The organism is Enterobacter cloacae complex sp. SHL018, from assembly GCF_049237905.1.
GTDB lineage: Bacteria > Pseudomonadota > Gammaproteobacteria > Enterobacterales > Enterobacteriaceae > Enterobacter > Enterobacter hormaechei_C.
Genome location: NZ_JBMKJE010000002.1, coordinates 475,866 through 496,949 on the forward strand (window position 1 = coordinate 475,866; position 21,084 = coordinate 496,949).

The 21,084-nt window shown below is 57.8% G+C and carries 22 protein-coding genes and 1 tRNA gene; 17 read left to right on the top strand and 6 right to left on the bottom strand.

Annotated elements, in window-relative coordinates; translation table 11 throughout:
- Positions 1-7: 7 nt before the first annotated feature.
- Positions 8-1,309: an inorganic triphosphatase gene (locus tag ACOTY5_RS12080; protein WP_421631924.1), complete on the bottom strand. Its 1,302-nt coding sequence runs from the start codon at positions 1,307-1,309 to the stop codon at positions 8-10.
- A 237-nt stretch (positions 1,310-1,546) separates the two neighbouring features.
- Between ACOTY5_RS12080 and ACOTY5_RS12085 the strand changes: the two genes are divergently transcribed.
- Positions 1,547-2,167, top strand: a complete 621-nt coding sequence (locus tag ACOTY5_RS12085) for a TIGR04211 family SH3 domain-containing protein (protein ID WP_001303390.1) — start codon at positions 1,547-1,549, stop codon at positions 2,165-2,167.
- A gap of 60 nt (positions 2,168-2,227) precedes the next feature.
- Complete coding sequence (locus ACOTY5_RS12090; protein ID WP_045141807.1) at positions 2,228-3,469, top strand: multifunctional CCA addition/repair protein; 1,242 nt, start codon at positions 2,228-2,230, stop codon at positions 3,467-3,469.
- A gap of 13 nt (positions 3,470-3,482) precedes the next feature.
- On the opposite strand, the gene bacA is transcribed toward ACOTY5_RS12090, so the two are convergent.
- Entirely contained in the window at positions 3,483-4,304 is an 822-nt protein-coding gene (gene bacA / locus ACOTY5_RS12095) for an undecaprenyl-diphosphate phosphatase (RefSeq protein WP_003862545.1), read from the bottom strand.
- Positions 4,305-4,410: 106 nt separating this feature from the next.
- Positions 4,411-4,779 carry a bifunctional dihydroneopterin aldolase/7,8-dihydroneopterin epimerase gene (folB, locus tag ACOTY5_RS12100; protein ID WP_015571902.1) on the bottom strand — a complete coding sequence of 123 codons (369 nt, stop codon included), beginning with the start codon at positions 4,777-4,779 and terminating at the stop codon, positions 4,411-4,413.
- Positions 4,780-4,886: 107 nt separating this feature from the next.
- Between folB and plsY the strand changes: the two genes are divergently transcribed.
- From plsY to ureG, 10 genes are all read left to right on the top strand, one after another.
- Positions 4,887-5,501, top strand: coding sequence for a glycerol-3-phosphate 1-O-acyltransferase PlsY (gene plsY / locus ACOTY5_RS12105; RefSeq protein WP_017384031.1), 615 nt, complete (start codon positions 4,887-4,889; stop codon positions 5,499-5,501).
- Between the two features lie 92 nt (positions 5,502-5,593).
- Positions 5,594-7,060, top strand: a complete 1,467-nt coding sequence (locus ACOTY5_RS12110; protein ID WP_032619001.1) for an MFS transporter — start codon at positions 5,594-5,596, stop codon at positions 7,058-7,060.
- A gap of 155 nt (positions 7,061-7,215) precedes the next feature.
- Positions 7,216-8,043: an urease accessory protein UreD gene (locus ACOTY5_RS12115; protein WP_032619000.1), complete on the top strand. Its 828-nt coding sequence runs from the start codon at positions 7,216-7,218 to the stop codon at positions 8,041-8,043.
- Between the two features lie 10 nt (positions 8,044-8,053).
- Positions 8,054-8,356 carry an urease subunit gamma gene (locus tag ACOTY5_RS12120; protein ID WP_003862556.1) on the top strand — a complete coding sequence of 101 codons (303 nt, stop codon included), beginning with the start codon at positions 8,054-8,056 and terminating at the stop codon, positions 8,354-8,356.
- Between the two features lie 10 nt (positions 8,357-8,366).
- Complete coding sequence (locus tag ACOTY5_RS12125; RefSeq protein ID WP_015571906.1) at positions 8,367-8,681, top strand: urease subunit beta; 315 nt, start codon at positions 8,367-8,369, stop codon at positions 8,679-8,681.
- The gene (ureC, locus tag ACOTY5_RS12130; protein WP_015571907.1) at positions 8,674-10,377 is read left to right on the top strand and encodes an urease subunit alpha; all 1,704 of its coding nucleotides are present in this window, start codon (positions 8,674-8,676) and stop codon (positions 10,375-10,377) included. Before ACOTY5_RS12125 ends, ureC begins: the two co-directional genes overlap by 8 nt.
- 9 nt (positions 10,378-10,386) lie before the next feature.
- Complete coding sequence (gene ureE, locus ACOTY5_RS12135; protein WP_017384028.1) at positions 10,387-10,851, top strand: urease accessory protein UreE; 465 nt, start codon at positions 10,387-10,389, stop codon at positions 10,849-10,851.
- 9 nt (positions 10,852-10,860) lie between these two features.
- Positions 10,861-11,400: a HupE/UreJ family protein gene (locus tag ACOTY5_RS12140; RefSeq protein ID WP_023295464.1), complete on the top strand. Its 540-nt coding sequence runs from the start codon at positions 10,861-10,863 to the stop codon at positions 11,398-11,400.
- On the top strand, positions 11,400-12,074 hold the full coding sequence (locus ACOTY5_RS12145; protein ID WP_017692647.1) for an urease accessory protein UreF: 675 nt from the start codon (positions 11,400-11,402) through the stop codon (positions 12,072-12,074). Before ACOTY5_RS12140 ends, ACOTY5_RS12145 begins: the two co-directional genes overlap by 1 nt.
- Positions 12,075-12,083: 9 nt before the next feature.
- Positions 12,084-12,701, top strand: coding sequence for an urease accessory protein UreG (gene ureG / locus ACOTY5_RS12150; protein WP_014071813.1), 618 nt, complete (start codon positions 12,084-12,086; stop codon positions 12,699-12,701).
- Positions 12,702-12,773: 72 nt separating this feature from the next.
- On the opposite strand, the gene tsaD is transcribed toward ureG, so the two are convergent.
- Positions 12,774-13,787, bottom strand: coding sequence for a tRNA (adenosine(37)-N6)-threonylcarbamoyltransferase complex transferase subunit TsaD (gene tsaD, locus ACOTY5_RS12155; protein WP_015571911.1), 1,014 nt, complete (start codon positions 13,785-13,787; stop codon positions 12,774-12,776).
- Between the two features lie 236 nt (positions 13,788-14,023).
- Between tsaD and rpsU the strand changes: the two genes are divergently transcribed.
- From rpsU to rpoD, 3 genes are all read left to right on the top strand, one after another.
- Positions 14,024-14,239: a 30S ribosomal protein S21 gene (gene rpsU, locus ACOTY5_RS12160; RefSeq protein ID WP_001144069.1), complete on the top strand. Its 216-nt coding sequence runs from the start codon at positions 14,024-14,026 to the stop codon at positions 14,237-14,239.
- 115 nt (positions 14,240-14,354) lie between these two features.
- The gene (gene dnaG / locus ACOTY5_RS12165) at positions 14,355-16,100 is read left to right on the top strand and encodes a DNA primase (protein ID WP_003862574.1); all 1,746 of its coding nucleotides are present in this window, start codon (positions 14,355-14,357) and stop codon (positions 16,098-16,100) included.
- A gap of 152 nt (positions 16,101-16,252) precedes the next feature.
- On the top strand, positions 16,253-18,097 hold the full coding sequence (gene rpoD / locus ACOTY5_RS12170; RefSeq protein WP_015571912.1) for an RNA polymerase sigma factor RpoD: 1,845 nt from the start codon (positions 16,253-16,255) through the stop codon (positions 18,095-18,097).
- Between the two features lie 100 nt (positions 18,098-18,197).
- Here the strand turns inward: rpoD and mug are convergent, their stop codons facing one another.
- Positions 18,198-18,704, bottom strand: a complete 507-nt coding sequence (gene mug, locus ACOTY5_RS12175; protein ID WP_017384024.1) for a G/U mismatch-specific DNA glycosylase — start codon at positions 18,702-18,704, stop codon at positions 18,198-18,200.
- A gap of 124 nt (positions 18,705-18,828) precedes the next feature.
- Between mug and ACOTY5_RS12180 the strand changes: the two genes are divergently transcribed.
- Both ACOTY5_RS12180 and ACOTY5_RS12185 read left to right on the top strand, forming a co-directional pair.
- Positions 18,829-18,904, top strand: a tRNA-Ile gene (locus tag ACOTY5_RS12180).
- 218 nt (positions 18,905-19,122) lie between these two features.
- Positions 19,123-20,292, top strand: coding sequence for a molecular chaperone DnaJ (locus tag ACOTY5_RS12185; protein WP_015571915.1), 1,170 nt, complete (start codon positions 19,123-19,125; stop codon positions 20,290-20,292).
- Here ACOTY5_RS12185 and ACOTY5_RS12190 read toward each other — a convergent pair whose 3' ends face one another.
- On the bottom strand, positions 20,293-21,057 hold the full coding sequence (locus ACOTY5_RS12190; protein WP_045141805.1) for a siderophore-interacting protein: 765 nt from the start codon (positions 21,055-21,057) through the stop codon (positions 20,293-20,295).
- Positions 21,058-21,084 lie beyond the last annotated feature (27 nt).

Genomic DNA, 21,084 nt, shown 5'->3' on the forward strand with positions numbered 1-21,084 from the left:
GCCAGAATTAACGTTTTCCGCTGTGCAGCCAGTACGGATCCTGCGAAATGGCCTCGTTGCGGAAATGCTCGATCTCGATCTGCTGACGGGTCTCGATGGCATGCTTCAGCCCCTGCCAGTTCTCCAGCCAGGCCTGCGCCTTCACGCCCTCATACGCACCTGACAGCAGCAACATGCTGTCGATGTTACGCGCCAGGCGGGGAAGCTGATCGCCATACTGGTCGCCCAGCGGATGCGCAAAGGTGGTTCTCAGCTCGGCCGCGTGACGGGAGAGGTGGATATCCGCAAAACGTTTGAAGTTTTCCGCAATTTTGGTCTGCCCTTTCGCATCGAGGAACGTGCGCCAGCCGCGCGTCACCAGAAACTCGGTCAGCGCCAGTTTCGCGCCGGCGTTTTGCGGGCTGTAGATCACCGTTTGTGCCGACACGTCGGAAAGCATCAGCGTTTCGGTTTGAGTGAGCAAATCACGTAAGTGAGTGCTGGCTTTACGCGGTACAATGCCGCCAAAGAGCGTCAGGGTATGACGCACCAGCCCCATAGCGGCCAGCACCTGTTTTTTGGCATTTTTCACGTTACGCGCCCACAGCTCCTCGTGGTACTGCCACTGAGAGAGCGCCAGCTCCAGCGCCGCTTCCATGCCCTGCTCAACGGAGGCTTTCGGCACAACGCGCAGAATCGGGGTTTCTCGCAGCACGCGCGGCGCATTCCCGGCGGCCAGGTGATAGCCGCGTGCCGCTTTACTCAGGCTGCCCTGACGCAGGCCAGGCTGGTTCACCAGCTTGTGCGCCAGCTTCAGCACGTCGCTCGCCTCGCCTTCCAGCAGTTCGAGTTCCAATTCGCAGATCGGCTCCTGCTCTTCACCCGCCTTAATTTCACCCCGATCAAACGCGATCTCAATGCGGCTCTTGCCTTCCGTCACCAGCCATTTTTCGCGCCAGAAATCGGTGCTGAACAGCGGTTGCGCCTCTGCCGACAGCGTTGCGGGCAGCGTCCCTTCCGGCCACACTTCCGCCGGAAAACGATCCAGCTCAAGTTCTGGCTTACTGATGTCGATATTGTATTCCGGACGCTGGTGCAAACCGCCCACCACGCGACCGCCGATTTTCATCGTCATCTCGTAGCGCCCATTCGCACCCCGGATGCGCAGGCCCATATCGTGGTTGCGCAGCCAGTTGTCCGGCGTTTCGTAATAGATGTTGAGCAGCTGTACGGGTTCATGGTGCTCGCCGGACAGCGTATTCAGATGCTGGCGGAGCGCGTCAGCGCTGTCTTTTTCGACGATAAACTTTAATTCGATCTCTTGTGCCATAGCCTTGTACTTTTGCGTGCGTCACAGACGCGTCGATGAAGGCGAACTTCCTCGCCATTTGTTTGTCAGTACATAGTATTTTGCGCCAAATTGCCACGCAATGAGCAATTTGACGGGCGTAAAAGTTTAAAGCGGTGGAAATCATGACACAGATGATTCCGATTGATGATGAATCCTTTGCGTAGCGACACTGATACCACTACTATCGTTCCACTTTTTATGAAAATAACGACTGATATGCTTAAATTACGCCTGATTGGACTTACTTTACTCGCTTTTAGCGCCGCAACCGCGGTCCACGCTGAAGAGAAACGTTACGTTTCTGATGAACTGAATACCTGGGTACGCAGCGGCCCTGGAGACAATTATCGCCTCGTGGGTACGGTAAATGCCGGCGAGGAAGTGACTCTGCTGCAAACCAATGCAGACACCAATTACGGTCAGGTTCGTGACAGCTCTGGCCGCACCTCATGGATCCCGCTGAAAGAGCTGAGCACGGTGCCAAGCCTGCGCACCCGCGTGCCGGATCTGGAAAATCAGGTGAAAACCCTGACCGATAAGCTGAACAACATTGACGGCACCTGGAACCAGCGCACCGCAGAGATGCAGCAGAAAGTGGCGCAAAGCGACAGCGTGATCGCCGGTCTGAAAGACGAAAATCAGAAGCTGAAAAATGAGCTCATCGTCGCGCAGAAGAAAGTGAACGCCGCGAATCTACAGCTGGATGACAAACAACGCACCATCATCATGCAGTGGTTTATGTATGGCGGCGGGGTGCTGGGCGTCGGTCTGGTGCTGGGTCTGGTGCTTCCTCACCTTATCCCAAGCCGTAAACGTAAAGACCGCTGGATGAACTAACTCGTCTTCTCTGCCACACTTACGTATCATCTTGCGAAAAGAGAAAACGGGAGTGTTGGCGTGAAGAGTTATCTGGTCGGTGGTGCGGTACGTGATGCGTTATTAGGTCTGCCGGTCAAAGATAAAGACTGGGTCGTGGTCGGTGCCACGCCCGAAGCGATGATTGACGCGGGCTACCAGCAGGTAGGCCGCGATTTTCCTGTGTTCCTCCATCCGAAAAGCCGGGAAGAGTACGCCCTGGCGCGTACCGAACGGAAATCCGGTTCCGGTTATACCGGCTTCACCTGCTATGCCGCGCCGGATGTGACGCTGGAGCAGGACTTACTGCGCCGCGATCTCACCATTAATGCCCTGGCGCAGGACGAAAACGGCCATATTATCGATGTCTACGGCGGCCAGAACGATCTGCGTGACCGTCTTTTACGCCATATCTCCCCCGCCTTTTCTGAAGATCCATTACGCGTACTGCGCGTGGCGCGTTTTGCCGCCCGTTATGCCCATCTCAGCTTCCGCATCGCCGACGAGACGATGGCGCTGATGACGGCCATGACCGACGCGGGCGAGCTGGAACACCTGACGCCAGAACGCGTCTGGAAAGAGACCGAAAACGCCCTGACTACCCGTAATCCGCAGGTCTTTTTCCAGGTTCTGCGCGACTGCGGGGCGCTGAAAGTGCTGTTCCCGGAAATAGATGCGCTGTTTGGCGTGCCCGCCCCGGCGAAATGGCACCCGGAAATTGATACCGGCATTCACACCCTGATGACGCTGAGCATGGCCGCCATGCTCAGCCCGGAGGTGGACGTGCGCTTTTCTACCCTCTGCCATGACCTCGGCAAGGGGTTAACGCCAAAGGCGTTGTGGCCACGCCATCACGGGCACGGTCCGGCTGGCGTGAAGCTGGTTGAAGGGCTTTGTCAGCGCCTGCGCGTGCCGAATGACATTCGCGATCTGGCAAAACTGGTCGCCGAGTTTCACGACCTGATCCACACCTTCCCGATCCTGAAACCCGCCACCATCGTCAGGCTGTTTGATAACATCGACGCCTGGCGCAAACCGCAGCGCGTGGAGCAAATTGCGCTGACCAGCGAAGCCGACGTGCGCGGCCGCACCGGGTTTGAAGCGTCCGATTATCCGCAGGGACGTTTGCTGCGTGAGGCGTGGGACGTGGCGAAAGCGGTGCCAACGAAAGAGGTGGTGGAGGCAGGATTTAAAGGCCCGGCGATCCGCGAAGAGCTGACGAAGCGGCGGATTGATGCGGTTGCAGCGTGGAAGGAAAAACGTTGCCCTCAGCCGAAAGACTGAGGGCGGTCGGTCATCAGAAGAAGACCACGTACACGGCAGCCGCGACGATAAAGCGGTAGATCGCGAACGGAATAAACGAAATACGCTTAATCAGTTGCAGGAAGGTTTTGATGGCGATCAACGCCACAATAAAGGCGGTGATAAAGCCCACGGCGAACATCGGAATGTCGCCCACGGTCAGGAAGCCGATGCTTTTGTAGAGATCCAGCGCGGTGGCGCCCATCATCATCGGCACCGCCAGCAGGAACGAGAACTCAGACGCCGCGTAACGGCTCACGCCCATCAGCATCCCGCCGGAAATGGTTGCCCCTGAACGGGAGAAGCCCGGCCACAGCGCCAGACACTGGAAGCAGCCAATCATAAACGCCTGGCGATACGTCATATCGTCCAGACCTTCCGCACGCGGGGTTTTTGGCTTCAGCACTTCGGCGGCAATCAGCAGGAAGCCGCCGACAACCAGCGCGTACATCACGTTAATCGGGTTGAAGAGCGATTTAATGGTGTCGTGGAACACCAGCCCCAGCACCACCGCCGGGATCATCCCGAGCAGAATATGAATCAGCGTCAGGCGCCCTTTGCCCTCTCCTTCACGCTGCGGCAAACGCCCGAAGTGGATACCGATCAGACCAAACAGACGACGCCAGAACATCACGACCACCGCCAGGATAGAGCCCAGCTGGATCACCACCTCAAACGTCTTTGCGGTATCGCCTTCAAAGCCCAGGAGATGGCCAACGATAATCATATGGCCCGTACTGGACACCGGCAAAAACTCCGTCAATCCTTCGACCACACCCAGTATTGCCGCCACCAGCAGCGAGTGCATATCGCTCATCTATAAACCCCTAAAAAGATATAAAAAAACGGTGTCCCACGCGGACAACCGTGAAAGATACAGCTTTAAGACCGATATAACCTAAAATGGTTTAGCTATTATGACGTTAAATCTTTCCTTTCAGATTTGTGCCACGCTCGATAATCACGCCCACATTGGCGGCGCGCGCCACCGCTCCCGGCTTGCTTAGCTTAATGCGCACCCATGGGGAGTTAAATTTGCTCAGCAGCAGGTCTGCTACCTCTTCCGCCACGCGTTCTACCAGCGCAAAACGTTGCCCTTCAACATGGGCGATGACCGTTTCACTGATGTCGGCGTAGCTCAGACAGTCATTCACATCATCGCTTTTTGCTGACTTGCGGTTGTCCCAGCCCATTTCGATATCGAACACCAGTTTCTGCTCGATGGTCTGTTCCCAGTCGTAAACACCAATTGTGGTGATTACCGAAAGTTGCTCTATAAATACAATATCCATCACGACCTGCCTGCTTTTTGGCTAAACCGGATACCACTTCCGGCGAATTATGCGTATTATCCACAGATGCTGAGAATACAGATACATTTTCAAAACGGAACAGCGTTATGAGTGCAATCGCGCCTGGAATGATTATCCTCGCCTACCTTTGCGGCTCAATCTCCAGCGCCATTCTGGTCTGCCGCATCGCCGGGTTGCCTGACCCGCGTGAAAGTGGTTCCGGGAATCCGGGGGCGACCAATGTACTACGAATTGGCGGCAAGGGAGCAGCCGTAGCGGTTTTGATTTTTGATGTTCTGAAAGGAATGCTTCCCGTCTGGGGCGCGTATGCGCTCGGCGTCACACCCTTCTGGCTGGGGCTGATTGCCATCGCCGCCTGCGTCGGCCACATCTGGCCCGTTTTCTTTGGTTTTAAAGGCGGTAAAGGCGTTGCCACCGCGTTTGGCGCGATTGCGCCGATCGGCTGGGATCTCACCGGCGTGATGGCGGGCACCTGGCTGCTGACCATCCTGCTGAGCGGTTATTCGTCGCTGGGCGCCATCGTCAGCGCACTGATCGCCCCGTTTTATGTCTGGTGGTTTAAACCGCAGTTTACCTTCCCGGTGTCGATGCTCTCGTGTCTGATCCTGTTGCGCCACCACGACAACATTCAGCGCCTGTGGCGGCGTAAGGAAACGAAGATCTGGACGAAGCTCAGGCGTAAAAAGAAAGACGCTCAGTAAACCGTTCGTTATGCCTTATAACCAAATGTGATTTTTGTCACCTTCTGCCTGTGGTAACTGTTAGAGACACAACACAACCACACAAAAAGAAAATGGCAGAAATCACAGATTCAACTCCCCTTCCAACGGCAGGAAATACCCCGGATGGCGACATCAAGTGGGTACGTAGCGCATCGGACGTTTCACGTCTCGTTAATGACGGCTCTCAGGGCCGGGCCAATGCCCGCATCGTGGTCGGTATCGCGCTCGGGGGAATTTTCCTCGATGCCTACGATCTCGGCGCGCTGGCATTCGGCATCAAAGACATCACCCGCGAATTTAACCTGACGCCCGCCGGTACCGGCATGGTGGCCTCGGCGATTACCTTTGGCGCGATTGTCGGGGCGCTGCTCGGCGGCTATCTTACGGATAAAATCGGGCGCTACCGCGTCTTTATGGCCGACATGGTGTTCTTTGTCGTTGCCGCTATCGCCTGTGCGCTGGCCCCGAACGAATATGTGCTTGCGGGCGCGCGCTTTGTGATGGGTCTTGGCGTTGGGATCGACCTTCCCGTCGCGATGGCGTTTCTCAGCGAGTTCGCCAGGCTGAAAGGCCCGGGGAATAAAGCCTCCAGCGTCGCAATGTGGTGCCCCACCTGGTACGCGGCCATCAGCATCTCTTATCTTCTGGTGCTCTTCTTTTACGCCGTGCTGCCGGAAAGCCACAGCGACTGGCTCTGGCGTCTGATCCTTGGCTTTGGCGCGGTGCCCGCGCTGGTGATTATCGCCATCCGCAGCCGCTATATGAGCGAATCCCCGGTCTGGGCGGCGAATCAGGGCAATCTGAAGGAGGCGGCGTCCATCCTGCGGCAGTCTTACAATATTAATGCCCACGTACCGCAGGATGCGCTCGACCAGCCCGCGCCTGTCGTGAACAAGGCAAAATGGTCGAACTACCTGAACCTGTTCCGCGGTATCTATCTGCGGCGTACCACGCTCGCCACGCTGCTGTCAGTGGTCTCCTCGTTCGCCTATAACGCCGTAGCCTTTGGCCTGCCGGTGATCATCTCCAGCTTCTTTGTGCAGTCGATGCTGACCACCATTCTGATCTCGCTGGCGCTTAACCTGCTGTTCGCCTTTGTCGGCGGGCTGCTGGCGGTGCGCTATGTTCCGCGCTTCGGCGCATGGCGGATGTCTCTGGCGGGTTATGCGTGCCAGCTTGCGGCACTGCTCGGCCTGGCGTTGATTGGCCGGCCTGACGGGGCCACGGAAGGCGTGTTCGCCGTCGCGATGCTGGCGCTGTTCCTGTTTGGTCAGGGTTTTGGTCCAGGTGCGCATACCATGACGTTTGCCTCCCTGAGCTACCCGACCTCGCTGCGCGGCGTGGGCGTGGGGCTTAACCAGACGCTGATGCGCAGCAGTTCAACGCTGTCACTGTTTCTGTTCCCGCTGCTGGTCGCCTCGCTGGATACCGCCGTGTTCTGGGTGATTGCGCTGGCGCCGTTTATCGGTCTGGCGTCGCTGCTGGCGATCCGCTGGGAGCCGTCGGGGTATGATGTGGATGCAGAGGATTATCGGTAGCCTTTCTTGCCGGGTGGCGCTGCGCTTACCCGGCCTACATTACTGAAACCGGCTCACATGAGCCGTTTTTTTATCCATAAGCGACTCATATGACAGCCTTCATTTCCGCCAGGGCATACTGAAACGTACCCCGATAGTGTGGAAATGGAAGCACCATGTTAGCAACTCAGGTCACTGATAATTCATACAAAGGCTGGCAGGCCTCGCTTGCCCTCCAGTTTTGTCATACCCCTGAGAAAACCCTCCTCCATTCCGCGCGTCACAGCGGGCCGCTCACCGTTCAGCGTCCGTTTTATCCCGAAGGGGAAACCTGCCACCTTTACCTGCTGCACCCGCCAGGCGGAATTGTGGGCGGAGATACGCTGGATATTTCCGTGCGGCTCGACGCCAAAAGCCATGCCCTCATCACCATGCCCGGCGCCAGTAAGTTCTATCGCAGCAACGGCCCGCTGGCCTGCCTCAGTCAGCATTTTTACCTCGACGAAGAGGCCACGCTGGAGTGGCTGCCGCAGGACACCATTATTTTCCCCGGCGCTAACGCCGCGCTGCGTTCCGTCTTTCACCTGCACGCCACCAGCACGCTGCTGGCGTGGGAGCTGTACTGTCTGGGCCGTCCGGTGATAAACGAAACCTTCAGCCACGGCACGCTGGAGAACCGCCTTGAGGTGTGGGTGGATGGCGAGCCGCGTCTGATTGAGCGACTGCATCTCAGCGGTGGCGATCTGACGCCCGTCGCGGACCATCCGTGGGTCGGCACGCTGCTGTTCTATCCGGCCCGGGAAGCACTTCTCGACGCGGTGCGTGCGCTTCTCGCCCCGCTGGAAAACGTTGGCGGGGCGACGCTCACCGACGATCTGCTGTCGGTGCGTTTTCTCTCCCACGACAACCTGATTTGTCAGCGGGTGATGCGCGATATCTGGCAGTCGCTTCGCCCGCTTTTAACTCCCAAAACCGCCTGTTCGCCGCGCATCTGGCAGACATAAGAGAAACGCTATGGAACTGACTCCCAGAGAAAAAGACAAGCTGTTGCTGTTCACCGCCGCGCTGGTTGCCGAACGCCGCCTCGCGCGCGGGGTAAAGCTCAACTACCCGGAATCGGTCGCGCTGATCAGCGCCTTTATTATGGAAGGCGCGCGCGATGGCGAAACCGTCGCCTCGCTGATGGAAGCCGGCCGCCACGTCCTGACGCGCGATCAGGTGATGGAAGGCGTGCCGGAGATGATCCCGGATATCCAGGTGGAAGCCACCTTTCCGGACGGATCCAAGCTCGTCACCGTCCACAACCCGATCGTGTAAGGAGCGCGTGATGATCCCAGGCGAATACCGGATCCAGTCCGGAAACATTGCTCTCAACGTCGGGCGCGAAACCCGAAGTGTGATCGTGGAAAACCACGGCGACAGGCCGATCCAGGTCGGATCGCACTACCACTTTTACGAGGTCAACCCGGCGCTGAAGTTCGATCGCGAAGCCACCCGAGGTTACCGGCTGAACATCCCGGCCGGCACTGCCGTGCGCTTCGAGCCCGGCCAGAAGCGGGAAGTGACGCTGGTGCAGGTGACGGGCGCACAGCGCATTTTCGGCTTTCGCGGCGAGGTCATGGGCGAGGTGAAACATGGCTGAGATTTCACGCCAGGCGTATGCCGATATGTTCGGCCCCACTACCGGGGATAAAGTGCGGCTGGCCGACAGCGAGCTGTGGATCGAAGTGGAAGACGATCTCACGATCTACGGCGAAGAGGTTAAATTCGGCGGCGGAAAAGTGATCCGCGACGGTATGGGACAGGGGCAGATGACCGCCGACGACTGCGTGGATCTGGTGCTCACCAACGCGCTAATCGTCGATCACTGGGGGATCGTGAAAGCGGATATCGGCGTAAAAGATGGGCGGATCTTCGCCATCGGCAAAGCCGGAAACCCGGACATTCAGCCCGGCGTGACGATCCCGATTGGCGCGGCAACGGAGGTGATCGCCGCCGAAGGGAGGATTGTCACCGCCGGCGGGATCGACACCCACATCCACTGGATCTGTCCGCAGCAGGCGGAAGAGGCGCTGGTGTCTGGCGTCACCACCATGATCGGCGGCGGCACCGGGCCTGCGGCAGGCACAAACGCCACCACCTGCACACCGGGGCCGTGGTATATCGCCCGCATGTTGCAGGCAGCCGATACGCTACCGGTGAATATTGGCCTGCTGGGTAAAGGGAACGGCTCCAACCCGGACGCGCTGCGCGAGCAGATCGCGGCAGGTGCCATCGGGCTTAAGATCCACGAAGACTGGGGCGCGACGCCTGCGGCCATCAACTGTTCGCTGGAGGTCGCTGAAGAGATGGATATTCAGGTGGCGCTGCACAGCGACACGCTGAACGAGTCCGGTTTTGTCGAAGACACGCTGGCCGCCATCGCCGGGCGCACCATCCACACCTTCCACACCGAAGGGGCGGGCGGCGGCCATGCGCCGGATATCATCACCGCCTGCGCGCACCCGAATATTCTGCCCTCCTCCACCAACCCGACGCTGCCCTACACGGTCAACACCATCGACGAGCACCTGGACATGCTGATGGTTTGCCATCACCTCGACCCGGATATCGCCGAGGACGTGGCGTTTGCCGAATCCCGCATTCGCCGGGAGACCATCGCCGCCGAAGACGTGCTGCACGATATCGGCGCGTTCTCGCTCACCTCGTCAGATTCACAGGCAATGGGCCGCGTGGGGGAAGTGATTATCCGCACCTGGCAGGTGGCGCACCGCATGAAGGTGCAGCGCGGCGCACTGCCGGAAGAGACCGGCGATAACGATAACTTCCGCGTGAAGCGCTATGTCGCCAAATACACCATCAACCCGGCGCTGACCCACGGCATCGCCCATGAGGTCGGTTCTATTGAGGCGGGCAAGCTGGCGGATCTGGTGGTCTGGTCCCCCGCCTTCTTTGGCGTCAAACCCGCCACCATCGTCAAAGGCGGGATGATCGCCTGCGCGCCGATGGGCGACATCAACGCCTCGATCCCCACGCCGCAGCCGGTACATTACCGCCCGATGTTTGGTGCCCTTGGTGCCGCACGCCACGCCACGCGGCTGACGTTTGTCTCTCAGGCTGCTGATGCCAGCGGCATTCCGCAACGGCTCGGACTGCAAAGCGCCACCGCGGTGGTGAGAGGCTGCCGGTCGGTGAAAAAGGCCGACATGATCCACAACGATTTACAGCCGAATATCACCGTTGACGCGCAAACCTATGAGGTACGCGTCGACGGCGAATTGATCACCAGCGAACCGGCAGAGGTTTTGCCGATGGCGCAACGCTATTTTCTGTTTTGAGGAGTCATGATGATCTATTTAACCCAACGCCTGGACCATGCGCATCCGATTACCGCCAGCGTCACGCTACCGATTGATGTGAGGGTAAAAAGCCGCGCCCGCGTGGCGCTGAACGACGGCCGCGAAGCCGGGCTAATGCTGCCGCGCGGCCTGCTGCTGCGCGGGGGCGACCTGCTGACTACCGACGATGGCAGCGAGGTGATCGAAGTGATCGCCGCCCCGGAGTCGGTTTCCGTGGTGCGCTGCGCCGACCCGTTCCTGCTCGCCCGCGCCTGTTATCACCTGGGCAATCGTCACGTACCGCTGCAAATAATGCCTGGCGAACTGCGCTACCACCACGACCACGTCCTCGACGATATGCTGCGTCAGTTCGGGCTGGAGGTGACCTTCGCCAGCCTGCCATTTGAACCGGAAGCGGGCGCTTACACCAGCGATGCCCACAGCCATAGCCACTCTCACGCTCATTCACATTAAGGACTCATCATGCGCAAGTACTTACCGCTGTTACTGCTGGCTTTTTCCGTTCCGGCGCTTGCCCATCCCGGCCACGGGACCGACAGCTTCCAGGCAGGATTTCTCCATCCGCTGACCGGGCTGGATCACCTGCTGATGCTGACGGGGGCTGGCGTGCTCTCCGCCCTGAGCGGCCGCAAGCTGCTGTTGCCGTTAGCGACGCTCGGCATGATGCTTGCTGGTGCCGTTGCGGGCAGCCTGCTCGGCGGCTTTAGCGGCATGGAGATGCTGATTATCGCCTCGCTGGCGCTCTGCGGCGTGATGATGTTTAAGACCGAAAATCGCCTGCTGCTGGCGGTACCAGCCCTGGCGATGTTCCACGGCTGGGCGCACGGCGTGGAGATGTCCGGCCACAGCTTCTGGCTCTTCACCAGCGGGTTTATGTTAGCCAGCGCCACGGTGCTGTGTGCCAGCTTCGCGGCAGGGCTGCTGCTGCGCCGTCACGACGGCCTGCGTAAAACCTTCGGCGGCGGGCTGATCGTCTCCGCCCTGCTGGCGCTGATGAGCTGATGGAGCACGCCCGCCAGCGGCTGCGCCTGATGCAGCTCTCCAGCAGTAGCCTGCCGGTCGGATCGTTTACCTGGTCGCAGGGGCTGGAGTGGGCCGTTGAGGCCGGGTGGGTCACGGACGCTGAGGCCTTCAGGCGCTGGCAGATCCAGCAGATGGAGCAGAGCTTTTTCTGTGTCGACCTGCCGCTGTTTATCCGCCTGTATCGTGCCTGCGAGAAGCAGGACGTCGCGACAGCAAAACGCTGGACGGCATACCTGCTCGCCTGTCGGGAAACGCGCGAGCTGCGCGATGAAGAACGCAACCGTGGGGCGGCCTTTACGCGCCTGATTAAAAGCTGGGAACCCGCCTGCCCGCCAGAATGGCTGCCGCTGTTGATGCGAAGCCAGCTCGGCGGCATGGCGTGGCTCGGCGTGCGCTGGGGCATTAGCGCGCGCGAGCTGGCGCTGAGCCTCGGCTACAGCTGGATTGAGAGCGCGGTGATGGCGGGCGTCAAGCTGGTGCCGTTTGGGCAGCAGGCAGCACAACAGCTGATTATCGACCTGAGCGACCATTTTGCCGCCGGGTTTGAACAGGCATTTTTACGTGGCGACGACGCGCTGGGGGCCGCTACGCCGCTGTCGGCCATCGCCTCCGCGCGCCATGAAACCCAATATTCACGACTATTCCGTTCCTGAGGAGTCAACATGGCTGATTACAAACATCCCCTGCGCGTGGGCGTGGGCGGCCCGGTAGGGTCGGGCAAAACCGCCCTGCTGGAAGCGCTCTGCAAGGCGATGCGCGACACCTATCACCTGGCGGTGGTGACCAACGATATCTACACCAAAGAGGATCAGCGCATCCTGACCGAGGCGGGTGCGCTGGAGCCAGAGCGCATCGTGGGCGTGGAAACGGGCGGCTGCCCGCATACCGCCATCCGCGAAGATGCCTCAATGAACCTGGCGGCGGTGGAAGCGTTGAGCGAGAAGTTCGGCAACCTGGATCTGATCTTCGTGGAAAGCGGCGGGGATAACCTGAGCGCGACCTTCAGCCCGGAGCTGGCGGACCTCACCATCTACGTCATCGACGTGGCCGAAGGGGAAAAAATCCCGCGCAAGGGCGGGCCGGGGATCACCAAATCCGATTTTCTGGTGATCAACAAAACCGACCTTGCGCCGTACGTCGGTGCGTCGCTGGAGGTAATGGAACGCGACACTAATCGCATGCGCGGCGAGCGTCCGTGGACGTTTACCAACCTGAAAGCGGGTGACGGTTTAGCGACGATTATTGCGTTTCTGGAAGAGAAAGGAATGTTGCGGGTGTAGGGTGGTTTATTGCACGTTAGCACACGTGGATCTTGTAGGCCCGGTAAGCGCAGCGCCACCGGGCAAAGAAACTCACGCCTCAGGCAGTTCCGCCAGCGGCCAGCGCGGACGCACAGACACGCTCAGGTCAGCCGTTGCGCCGGCGTTCAGACGCACCATCCCGGCGTAGGCGATCATCGCCCCGTTATCGGTGCAAAATTCAGGACGCGCGTAGAACACTTCCCCGCGACGCTTTTGCATCATTTCGGCAAGCTTCGCGCGCAGCGTGCGGTTAGCGCTGACGCCACCGGCCATCACCAGACGCTTAAAGCCGGTCTGATCCAGCGCGCGCTTGCACTTGATCATCAGCGTATCCACCACCGCGTCTTCGAACGCACGGGCGATATCGGCACGGGTCTGCTCACTGTCGTCATTATTGCGGATAGTATTGGCCGCGAAAGTTTTCAGGCCAGAGAAGCTGAAATCCAGCCCCGGACGGTCGGTCATCGGGCGCGGGAAGACAAAGCGCCCTTCCGTTCCCTGCGACGCCATTTTCGACAGCATCGGGCCGCCCGGGTAATCCAGCCCCAGCAGCTTGGCGGTTTTGTCGAAGGCTTCACCGGCAGCATCGTCGATCGACTCGCCCAGCAGCGCGTACTTGCCAATGCCCGTTACGCTAATCAGCTGGGTATGCCCACCGGAAACCAGGAGCGCCACAAACGGGAACTCTGGCGGATTGTCTTCCAGCATCGGCGCCAGAAGATGCCCTTCCATATGGTGAACCGGAATGGCCGGAACATCCCACGCGAAGGCCAGCGAACGCCCTACCGTTGCGCCGACCAGCAGCGCGCCGACCAGGCCCGGCCCTGCGGTATAGGCCACGGCATCAATATCTTTTGCACTCAACCCGGCCTCTTTAAGCGCCGCCTGAATCAGGGGAACCGTTTTACGCACGTGGTCACGAGAGGCCAGTTCAGGCACGACGCCGCCGTAATCAGCGTGCAATTTCACCTGACTATACAGCTGGTTGGCCAGAAGCCCTTTTTCGTCGTCGTAAATCGCGATGCCGGTTTCATCGCAGGATGTTTCAATACCCAGTACACGCATGACTTGTTTTACCTCGTTTCAATACCGCGCAGTGTAGAGCCTGGGCGGATTGTTGTAAAACTTTGTTCGCCCCAGGAAGAAGCCTCGTGTATACTCCTCACCCTTATTAAAGTCCCTTTCAAAATCGCATCGGTGCTTTACAAAGCAGCAGCATTTGCAGTAAAATTCCGCACCATTTTGAAATAAGCTGGCGTTGATGCCAGCGGCAAACCGAATTTATTAAAGGTGAGAGTTACATGCCGGTAATTAAAGTACGTGAAAACGAGCCGTTCGACGTAGCACTGCGTCGCTTCAAACGTTCATGCGAGAAAGCAGGTGTTCTGGCTGAAGTTCGTCGTCGTGAGTTTTATGAAAAACCAACGACCGAACGTAAGCGCGCTAAAGCTTCCGCTGTGAAACGTCACGCGAAGAAACTGGCTCGCGAAAACGCACGCCGTACTCGTCTGTACTAATCTGTTGAGGGCCACAGCCCTCAATTGACAGACAGAGTTGTAGTCGTAAGGCCGTGCTTCCGGAAGGAATGCGCGGCTTGTTTTCGTTTATAAGTCGCTTAAATTTTTGGGGCATATGGCCGGAAGAATCCCACGCGTTTTCATCAATGACCTGCTTGCCAGAACCGACATCGTCGATCTCATCGACGCGCGGGTGAAGCTAAAAAAGCAGGGCAAGAACTACCATGCGTGCTGTCCGTTCCATAACGAAAAAACCCCCTCTTTCACCGTAAACGGTGAAAAACAGTTCTACCATTGCTTCGGCTGTGGCGCACACGGTAATGCCGTCGATTTTTTGATGAACTACGACAAGCTCGAGTTCGTTGAAACCGTCGAAGAGCTGGCGGCGATGCATAACCTTGAAGTGCCGTATGAAGCAGGCAGTGGGCCAAGTCAGATCGAGCGCCATCAGCGGCAAACGCTGTACCAACTGATGGATGGCCTGAATTCGTTTTACCAACAGTCTCTTAAGCACTCTGCGGCTGAGCCTGCGCGTCAGTATCTGAACAAGCGCGGACTGAGTGACGATGTGATTGCGCGTTTCGCTATTGGTTACGCCCCGCCCGGCTGGGACAACGTGTTAAAGCGTTTTGGCGGCAATAGCGAAGATCGTAAATCCCTCATCGACGCAGGCATGCTGGTCACCAACGACCAGGGACGAAGCTACGACCGCTTCCGTGAACGGGTGATGTTCCCGATCCGCGACAAGCGTGGCCGGGTGATAGGTTTTGGTGGTCGCGTGCTGGGTGATGCCCTGCCGAAATACCTTAACTCCCCGGAAACCGATATTTTCCATAAGGGCCGCCAGCTTTACGGTCTTTATGAGGCACAGCAGGATAATGCGGAACCTCCGCGTCTTCTGGTCGTCGAAGGCTATATGGATGTTGTTGCGCTGGCGCAGTACGACATTAATTATGCCGTTGCGTCGCTGGGAACGTCCACCACGGCGGACCATATCCAGCTGCTGTTCCGCGTCACCAACAACGTGATTTGCTGTTACGACGGTGACCGCGCAGGACGCGACGCCGCCTGGCGAGCGCTGGAAACCGCGTTGCCGTATATGACCGACGGGCGTCAGCTACGCTTTATGTTCCTGCCCGACGGTGAAGACCCGGATACGCTGGTGCGTAAAGAGGGTAAAGCGGCGTTTGAAGCGCGGATGGAGCAGGCACAGCCGCTCTCCACGTTTCTGTTTAACAGCCTGATGCCGCAGGTTGATTTGAGTACCCCTGACGGGCGCGCGCAACTCAGCACGCTGGCGCTGCCGTTAATCAGCCAGGTGCCCGGCGAAACGCTGCGCATCTATCTGCGTCAGGAGTTAGGCAACAAGCTCGGCATTCTGGATGACAGCCAGCTTGAACGTTTAATGCCGAAACAGGCTGAAAACGGCACGGTACGCCCCGCGCCTCAGCTAAAACGCACAACCATGCGTATACTGATAGGGTTGCTGGTGCAAAACCCCGAACTTGCTCCGCAAGTGCCGTCGCTGGCGGGTTTGAACCACGAAAAATTGCCCGGGCTTGGCTTATTTTCAGAATTGGTCAACACTTGTTTGTCTCAGCCAGGTCTGACCACCGGACAACTTTTAGAGCATTATCGCGGCACAAAAGAGGCCGCTACCCTTGAAAAACTGTCGATGTGGGACGATATAGCAGATAAGGATATCGCAGAAAAAACGTTCACCGACTCGCTCAACCATATGTTTGATTCGATGCTTGAGTTGCGCCAGGAAGAGTTGATAGCTCGCGAGCGCACCCATGGCCTGAGCAGCGAAGAACGCCGGGAGCTCTGGATGATTAACCAGGAACTGGCGAAGAAATAAAAAATTTAACGGCTTAAGTGCCGAATATCGATCGGGAAGCCCCCGGCAGCCGCACTGAGAGGCAGCGGCAAAAATATAAGTACGCCCTCGCTTTAAAGGTTGGCAGCCCATCGCCGACACCAATCAAACGAATTAAGTGTGGATACCGTCTTATGGAGCAAAACCCGCAGTCACAGCTGAAACTTCTTGTCCAACGCGGTAAGGAGCAAGGCTATCTGACCTATGCCGAGGTCAATGACCATCTGCCGGAAGATATCGTCGATTCAGATCAGATCGAAGATATCATCCAAATGATCAATGACATGGGCATTCAGGTGATGGAAGAAGCACCGGATGCCGATGATCTGTTGCTGGCTGAAACCTCCAACAACACTGACGAAGATGCGGAAGAAGCTGCTGCACAGGTCCTGTCCAGCGTGGAATCTGAAATCGGGCGTACCACTGACCCGGTCCGCATGTACATGCGCGAAATGGGTACCGTTGAACTGTTGACCCGCGAAGGCGAAATTGACATCGCAAAACGCATCGAAGACGGGATCAACCAGGTTCAGTGCTCTGTTGCCGAATACCCGGAAGCGATTACCTATCTGCTGGAGCAGTACGATCGCGTCGAAGCGGAAGAAGCGCGTCTGTCCGATCTGATCACTGGCTTTGTCGACCCGAACGCTGAAGAAGATATGGCGCCAACCGCCACTCACGTCGGTTCTGAGCTGTCTCAGGAAGAGATGGATGACGACGAAGACGAAGATGAAGAAGAAGAGGACGACAGCAGCGACGATGACAACAGCATCGACCCTGAACTGGCGCGTGAGAAGTTTGCCGAGCTGCGTACCCAGTACGAAGTGACGCGTGACACCATCAAAGCGAAAGGCCGCAGCCATGCCGCCGCTCAGGAAGAGATCCTGAAGCTGTCTGAAGTGTTCAAACAGTTCCGCCTGGTGCCAAAACAGTTCGACTACCTGGTGAACAGCATGCGCGTGATGATGGATCGCGTACGTACCCAGGAACGTATCATCATGAAGCTGTGCGTTGAACAGTGCAAAATGCCGAAGAAGAACTTCATTACCCTCTTCACCGGCAATGAAACCAGCGAAACCTGGTTCAACGCCGCTATCGCGATGAACAAGCCGTGGTCTGAAAAGCTGCACGACGTGAAAGAAGACGTACAGCGCGGCCTGCAAAAACTGCATCAGATTGAAGAAGAGACCGGCCTGACCATCGAGCAGGTGAAAGACATCAACCGTCGTATGTCCATCGGTGAAGCGAAAGCCCGCCGTGCTAAGAAAGAGATGGTTGAAGCGAACTTACGTCTGGTTATCTCTATCGCCAAGAAATACACCAATCGTGGCCTGCAATTCCTGGATCTGATTCAGGAAGGCAACATCGGTCTAATGAAAGCGGTAGATAAGTTTGAATACCGTCGTGGTTACAAGTTCTCCACCTATGCTACCTGGTGGATCCGTCAGGCGATCACCCGCTCTATCGCAGACCAGGCGCGCACCATCCGTATTCCGGTGCATATGATTGAGACCATCAACAAACTCAACCGTATCTCTCGCCAGATGTTGCAGGAGATGGGCCGCGAGCCGACGCCGGAAGAGCTGGCTGAACGCATGTTGATGCCGGAAGACAAGATCCGTAAAGTGCTGAAAATCGCTAAAGAGCCAATCTCCATGGAAACGCCAATCGGTGATGATGAAGATTCGCATCTGGGTGATTTCATCGAGGATACCACCCTCGAGCTGCCGCTGGACTCTGCCACCACCGAGAGCCTGCGTGCCGCTACGCACGACGTGCTGGCTGGCCTGACCGCCCGTGAAGCCAAAGTGCTGCGTATGCGTTTCGGTATCGACATGAACACCGACCACACGCTGGAAGAAGTGGGTAAACAGTTTGACGTTACCCGCGAACGTATCCGTCAGATCGAAGCGAAGGCGCTGCGTAAGCTGCGCCATCCGAGCCGCTCTGAAGTGCTGCGTAGCTTCCTGGACGATTAATCGGTCCTGAAATGAAAAAGCTCCCAATCGGGAGCTTTTTTTGTTTATTCCCTCTACCTGTGGGAGAGGGTCAGGATGAGGGCATCAAACCGCAGAGGAGCTAAAGCCCCCTCACCACCAGCGCCTCATCCAGTTCCCGATACGCCTCCACCAGCTTGTCCAGCGTCGCCCTGTTCAGCCCACTCGGGTTCGGCAGCACCCACACCTGCGTTACGCCAATGGTAATGTTCTGCTTACCCCAGCTGGCGCCGCGCTGGCTGAACGCCTGCTCGTAGGCCTGCTTGCCGAGGATCGCCAGCGCCGCGGGCTGATAGTCTTCAATTTTCGCGATCAGCTCACGTCCGCCAGCGCGCAGCTCATGCAGATTCACTTCGCTCGCCTGCACCGTGGGTCGCTCGACCAGCATGGTGATGCCACAGCGCGTATCCAGCAGCTGCTGCTCTTCTTCCGGCTTAAGCTGTTTGTCGGTAAATCCGGCCTGGTGGATCACCTTCCAGAAGCGATTTCCCGGATGAGCAAAGTGAAAACCGGTGTGCGCCGATGACTTACCCGGATTGATACCGCAGAACACCACCCGCAGGCCAGGGGCCAGAATATCGTTGATCATCTCTACTCCTGTCTATGCATCTTAAGATAAGTATAAAGGATTGATTATGCGTTGTTTATAAAAACAGCAGGCAGGTGTGAATGGCTGGATTGCTGAGGGGAGTTACTTTATAATTCACCGCCACGGCCCCTTAGCTCAGTGGTTAGAGCAGGCGACTCATAATCGCTTGGTCGCTGGTTCAAGTCCAGCAGGGGCCACCAAATTTTAGCTTTATAATCATCCAGTTAAGCCACTCGATTGAGTGGCTTTTTTGTAAGTAATCCACCACACGTAGCCCGGCCTGCCGCTTCCCCTCACAAACCCTAAAAACTAAAGAAATCCCCCATCGCGCCGATCATCATCCGTGTGTATTATTTCCTGTAGCTTTTACAACAACTAACCTTAACTCAAATACTTAAGCTCCAGAGCGAAAGGCATCATGAGCACACCGATCAAACGGCTAGAAATCATTAAAAATGCCATTGAGCTGGAAGATGACGACATCATCCGGAGCCAGCTGAAACGTCTCAAAGAGGAAGCCTTTGACGATGAACTCCTGTCCATCGTCGCGGCGCTTGAGCAGAAAAATTATACCGCAGCCCTTCGCGCTATCACCGCCTGGCTGCAAAGCCAGCGCGCCGTTACCCCGTGGCGTGACCCACAGCTGGCGGCCAGCAAGCTGGAGCTGAAAGCCCTGGAAGAGCGTCTGCGCGATCTGATTGATCGCCGTAACGCCCGGGTACAGCAGCTAGATGAGTTCAACGATCTCTATTTCTCCCGCCTCGGGCCGTTGATGCAGCAGATCCTCGCCCTGCGTAAAACGCTGGCGGAGCTTAACCTGCGTCGTCAGCAGGCGGAGACGCGTCGTCGGGAAGAGGATTACCGCCGCTGCCAGGACTATATGGCGCAGGCCGTAGAGGTTCTGACAACGCTCACCCGGCGCTGGCGAGATCTGCCTGCGGATTCCGTTCAGGCGGCAGAGGCGCGCAAACATCTTCAGCAGCAAAGCAATCTGATTGCCAACCTGCTGGCCGAAGCAATGGAGCTGGAGACCGGTTTAACGCGTGAAGAAGAGCCGGCACGTCAGGCGCGCGATGAGGCCAACGAAGAGTACAAGAAGTATCGCGAACAGCATCATGATGCCGAAGTTCGCCTGCGTAAAGGCAAGGATCTCTCTGAAGAGGATCGGAACGAGCTGAAGCGGCTCTGGCGTCAGGCGAGCAAGCTATGCCACCCGGATCTGGTTGCCGATGATTTAAAAGAGGAAGCCAACAGGATGATGGTGCAACTCAACCAGGCCAAACAACGCGGCGACGTGAAGGCCATTCGCTCGCTGGTCGCCCGTCTGCAACAAGGATTCGAACCGATGATGGCAAGCGACAGGCTGAACGACCTGGAACGTATTCGTAAAAAGATGGCGCAGGTGCGTGAGCAAATCGACACCCTGGTGAACGAGCTGGCAGAGCTGGAGAAGGAAGAGTCCTGGCTGCTCGTCTCGTCGCTCAGCAATATGGAAGCCTACTTTGCCCAGCAGGAGAAAGCGCTGAAAGAGGTATGCGCCTCGCTCGAACATCAGGTGAGCGAAGCGCAGCTGGATCCCGCTGCCTGATTATTTGGCGTGCCAGTACGCGCTGGCACGCACCAGCTGCGGGTCAATTGCGTCGTTTTCAAACTGACGGCTCAGGCGTTTCACCACCTTCCCCTCCCCGGTCAGCCAGATAAAGTAATCCTCTTCCGGCACAGCCAGCGCGGCAAGATGGTCGGCCACCGCCTGCTCGTTGTGGCCGATAACCCAGGTGATGTTGAACCCGCTCAGGTGCGCCAGATAGTCCTCATACGCCGCATCGCCCACGGTGACAATGGCGTGGATCGCCGGGCGAACAGGCAGTTTTGCGATGCCTTCTAAACGGCGGCGCAGCGCGGGCATCCCCGACTCGTCGCACACGTACAGCTGCCAGGCGTAATCTTCCGGCACCACCAGCGAACCGCGCGGCCCGCCGATGGTCAGCTTGTCGCCCACCTTAGCCTCCACCGCCCAGTTGCTGGCAATGCCGCCATCATGAACGAAGAAATCGAGCGCCAGCTCATGTTTTTCGTCATCGTACAGCGGGGTATAGTCACGCGCCTGCGGACGCACGCCGTCGCCCCAGTCGATGCCTTCATCGGTCACCACAGGCGGCACGAAAGTGGTGCCCGGTGCCGGGAAAAAGACTTTGGTATGGTCGTCAAAGCCGCGAGAGCTAAAGCCCTCCAGCGCCTCGCCGCCTAGCACAATGCGCTGAAATCCTGCGCTGACTCGCTCAGTGCGCAGCACGTTCAGCTCACGAAAACGCAGGTCATTGCGGACACGTTGAGGGTAACGGGTAGATGCCATGTTGATGCCCTTCTCAGGTGAATACGA